Below are 4,510 nucleotides of genomic sequence, written 5' to 3'. Positions count from 1 at the left end.
CCGCTATTTATCACTATAAATGTGTCTCTAACGGTATTATAATTTCAATGGGTAAAAAATACCACTGTGCAGATAATATTGTTATAGAAAGTTTTCATTCATTACTTAAGAAAGCTACAATCCATAATAAAATATATAATTCACATGAAGAATATATACAAGATGTTATAAAATGAAATACATGATATTCAAATCGTAAAGAAAAAGATATAATAAAAAAATAGTAAATACTTTTTATTAGTACTTACTAAAATGGGTGCAGTCTAGAATCAATTGATGTTTTAACTCTTTTAGCTATAGCTAAAATCTCAGCCATTGTTTTTTCTGCCATTTTCTAGACCTCCATTTTGGACCTATTTACCTATATTTATATTATAACATTTTTTAAGTTTTCATTACCATTGTGAATTTTAGCATAGAAATTTAAAAATAAGATATTTTAAAAAAATATCAAATTATTTTTAAAATTATAAATTTAATTTACAAATAATTTGATAAAAACAAAATTTACTTTTGATTTTATTATTTTTTTATAAGATATTACTAATAGTTTAATTTTTAATTAAACTATTATTTTTAGAAAAGAGGTCCCATTTTAAATATATGAAAAGATTATTTAGTATTTTAGGTGCAATTGTAATATTTAGTATATCAGCATCAAGTTTAACAGCTTGTAAAAAACCAGAGAATACTCAAAATACTACAAAAGACCAAAAAAAGATAAAACAAATACAGATAACAAAAATTCAAAAAATGACAAAAATTAAATCCTTCACCAAGGAAAAATGTTACAATCCTTTAAAATAACAAACTTTTTAATAAGAAACGAAAAAACACTAATAATTAATAATTTATTTAAAAATTCTTTCAATTTTTTTGCACTAAGAAAGAATATACTTAAATTTATAAATAAAAACAATAATTTATATTATTGTTTTTTATTATTTTATAAAAATAATAATATTTTTCATTAAAACCTATCAAATGTTTCGGGATAAATATTATCATACATATTAAGACTCTGTAAGATTTGAATTGTTTTTTTAGTTAGTCTAATTTTTTCACTCTGCTTGTTTTCTTGGATATGACGTAATAGTTCTGCTTTAGCAATTGGTTGAATACTAAAATATTGGATTCAATCTAAAACTAATTGAGCAACAGTACAATTATATTTTTTAGCTTCGGCAACTAGAATTTGATTTTCAATTGTATTAGCAATTGGTGAATATGCTTGTACCAAAATGTTTTTATTTTGACAATATTGTACACGATCTCATCTTTGGTTAAAAGGATTAAATTCAATTTGGTTTAAATTTGAATAAATACCCGTTTCTTCAAACAAAATTTCAATCATATCCTTATCAAAATTACTTACACCAACAACATTAATTAACCCTTTCGCTTTGCATTGTAGCAATTCGGTATAGGCTTTGATAGTTTTGTAAAAATTTAAATTTGGGCGATGAATTAAAACAATATCTAAATAAGTAACATTTAATCGTTTTAACGACTCTAGCACAGCATTGGTAGTATTCTCTGCCTCAATATCATCACATCAAATTTTTGTTTCAATAGTAATATCTTCACGCCTTTGGTTATTAGAATTTAAATATTTTTTAATTGCTCGTCCAACAATTTCTTCATTTTGATAAACTTTAGCAGTATCAATAATTTTATAACCATTTTGTAAAGCATTAATAATCGCCTCTTCTTTTTTTAAAAATAAAGTTCCAAATGCAATTTTCTCTAAGCGAAATGGCATTGTTCTAACCTCCTCTAAAATTATTTACTATATTGTTTTAATAACTCTTCAACATTATCTGTTATTGGATATTTTGATATAATTTGATGATAAATATTATTATAACCAATAAAAGAATGGACAACATATTCTTTCTCAATAATTTGTAATGGTTTTAAAACTGTTCCACCTGTTAAACTAGCGGCAAAAAACATTGCTTGTTTATCAGCAACTAAATCTTGTTCAGAAAAAATTGTGTTGTAACTAATTTTTTTCTGTTCTAAACCTTGCTGTTCAATTTTCATTCGTAATGCTGTTTCTTTTTCATTTGGTCAAATTTGCTCATACCGAATTAAACGTGCAAACATTTTATAATTAGTTGCAATTGCTAATGCACTCATTAGAACTCCTTCTGGTGCACCACCAATTCCATACAAAAAATCAGCCTTCTTTAAAACAACATCAATTGCTCCTAATACATCTCCTTCATTAATTAATTCAACCTTAATGCCTAATTGACGCATTGTTTTTATTATTTTTTGATGACGCGGTTTATTTAAAATAATACATGATAAATTTTGCTTAATTTTTAATAAAGTCAATAAAATTGCTTCAATTGGTTGATTAAAATCAACTATTACAGCTAAGTCCTGTGATAAAAACAATTTTTCCATATACATTTCTGGGATTTGTAACATTGTATTATTTTTAGCAACAGCAATACATGAAATTGAACCCGGTTCATTTTTACTAGCCGGTATTGTCCCTTCAATTGGGTCAACTGCAATATCAATCGTAATTGCTTGTTGATGAGAAAAAGTTTGCCCTTGATATAACATTGGTGCTGCATCAAGTTCACCTTCGCCAATTGCAATTTTTGCTTTAACATCATTACTTGTTAATAATTTATTAATAATATCAACTGCTTTTTGGTCTAACATATTTTTATCATTTTTACCAACCAATTTATATGAAGCAATCACAGCTAACTGGACCGCACGTAAAAATAAAAGACTATTTGTTTCCATTGTCCATTCCTTTGCTTGCTATTAATATTTAATCATATAATTTCCAAAATAAAAATGTAAAATACCTTACATTTTTATTTTTTATTAACCTTATTTTGTATTTTGTTTTGGAATCTTACCAAATAATTCATGAAAGGCCCGCTTTCATCCAACTTTACTAGCATTAACTAAAAATTCATTGCTAGAAATAATAAAAGTACAAAAGACAATTGGAATAACATATACTCAATAATATCATGTTGGTTCTGAAATTTTATTTGGAACATTTACTGCAATAAAAATATATTGAAAAATTGGGGTTCAAAAAAACATTAATAATTGGGTTGAAGTTGTATAGGTGGGTCCAGACATTGCTAAACATGCATAATATAGCATTCGAGAACTACCCATAATAATTCCTCCAGCAAGAACAATTAATGCATAATCATAATATTGAAAATTAGCAAAAATTTTATAACCATCTAAGAAACTTTGATGGGAAAAAACTGCAGCAATTGGTGTCCCTAATAATAACATTAATATCGCTGAAGAACTTGTTTTAATTGATACTGTTTCATGATTTGTAAATTTAATTTTTGAAGAACTCATTAAATGGGACATTCCTAATGCTTCCATTGCATAAAAGCCATTGGTCACTAAAGCTAAACACATTCCTCCAATCGATGATCAAACTAATCCTTCTTCAATTGCAAAATGAATTGACATTCCTAAAATTAAACATGTAGAAATTATTAAAGCAGTTCAAGTATATTTACTTTGACGAGCACGAAAGAAAATAGCACTTCCAATTGCAACTAAAATAACATTTAAATTTAACAATAATCCTGGAACAGTTCCATCTGTACCACCTTGATGATTAATTGTTAATAAAACTGATAACTGAAAAAATACCATTGCAACCGGACCACTTAAAAAACCATATAATACAATTAGTCAAGTTTCTTTGTGACGAAGTAATTTTAAAAAATTAATAAAATTTTTGGGTTTATAAAAAATAAACATTACAAAAGTTGCCATTATTTCTTGAACTGTCACATAAAAAGTGGCATTAATTGGCGCTGCTAAATTACCATATGGTCCCTGTTCTGGAATAATATATAGCATTAATGGGACAATAGAATACCCAACTGCAGAAATTAATCCATACATAATTCCTAGAATAATGAGACGTTTTGTACGAATAGTATCTAATTCATTTTTTACATTTTTTTCTTTTTGTAATAACTGTTGATCTGTGGTAACCTGATCTGCCATATTTATACTTCCCTAATCCATTCTTTTTTACTATAATATAATATTGTTTTTTTTAAAAACTATTAATTATATCTTACACTAAACATAAAAAAAGTTAAACTTTTTTAACTTTTTTTATATAAATTTAATAAGTAACATTAATATAATCAAATTATTATTTTAATTAATTTTTCCCAAATAAAAATGCATCTCTTTTAAAAAGTTCGTAAAATTTTTTAAGTAGACTGCACCCATTTTAGTAAGTACTAATAAAAAGTATTTACTATTTTTTTTATTATATCTTTTTCTTTACGATTTGAATATCATGTATTTCATTTTATAACATCTTGTATATATTCTTCATGTGAATTATATATTTTATTATGGATTGTAGCTTTCTTAAGTAATGAATGAAAACTTTCTATAACAATATTATCTGCACAGTGGTATTTTTTACCCATTGAAATTATAATACCGTTAGAGACACATTTATAGTGATAAATAGCGG

At 25.3% G+C, this 4,510-nt stretch carries 5 protein-coding genes and 1 pseudogene; 2 read left to right on the top strand and 4 right to left on the bottom strand.

The genetic code is table 4. From position 1 onward, the window contains the following. Together D9R21_RS07140 and D9R21_RS08670 are read left to right on the top strand one after the other, a co-directional pair. A pseudogene (locus tag D9R21_RS07140) lies at window positions 1–224 on the top strand (integrase core domain-containing protein); the annotation flags it as partial. A 379-nt stretch (window positions 225–603) separates the two neighbouring features. After that, window positions 604–807, top strand: coding sequence for a Vmc-like lipoprotein signal peptide domain-containing protein (locus D9R21_RS08670; protein WP_408641298.1), 204 nt, complete (start codon window positions 604–606; stop codon window positions 805–807). A 163-nt stretch (window positions 808–970) separates the two neighbouring features. On the opposite strand, the gene D9R21_RS04500 is transcribed toward D9R21_RS08670, so the two are convergent. The 4 genes from D9R21_RS04500 to D9R21_RS04485 form a co-directional block, all read right to left on the bottom strand. Beyond that, complete coding sequence (locus D9R21_RS04500; RefSeq protein WP_126821270.1) at window positions 971–1,762, bottom strand: aldo/keto reductase family protein; 792 nt, start codon at window positions 1,760–1,762, stop codon at window positions 971–973. A gap of 20 nt (window positions 1,763–1,782) precedes the next feature. Continuing rightward, window positions 1,783–2,769: a fructose-bisphosphatase class II gene (locus D9R21_RS04495; RefSeq protein WP_126821269.1), complete on the bottom strand. Its 987-nt coding sequence runs from the start codon at window positions 2,767–2,769 to the stop codon at window positions 1,783–1,785. Window positions 2,770–2,859: 90 nt separating this feature from the next. Continuing rightward, window positions 2,860–4,023, bottom strand: coding sequence for a hypothetical protein (locus tag D9R21_RS04490; protein ID WP_126821268.1), 1,164 nt, complete (start codon window positions 4,021–4,023; stop codon window positions 2,860–2,862). 245 nt (window positions 4,024–4,268) lie between these two features. Continuing rightward, entirely contained in the window at window positions 4,269–4,463 is a 195-nt protein-coding gene (locus D9R21_RS04485; protein WP_126820562.1) for a hypothetical protein, read from the bottom strand. Window positions 4,464–4,510 lie beyond the last annotated feature (47 nt).

Origin of the sequence: Spiroplasma endosymbiont of Megaselia nigra (assembly GCF_003987485.1) — a bacterium.
Taxonomy (GTDB): domain Bacteria; phylum Bacillota_I; class Bacilli_A; order Mycoplasmatales; family Mycoplasmataceae; genus Spiroplasma.
This window is presented reverse-complemented; position numbering and strand designations above follow the sequence as displayed.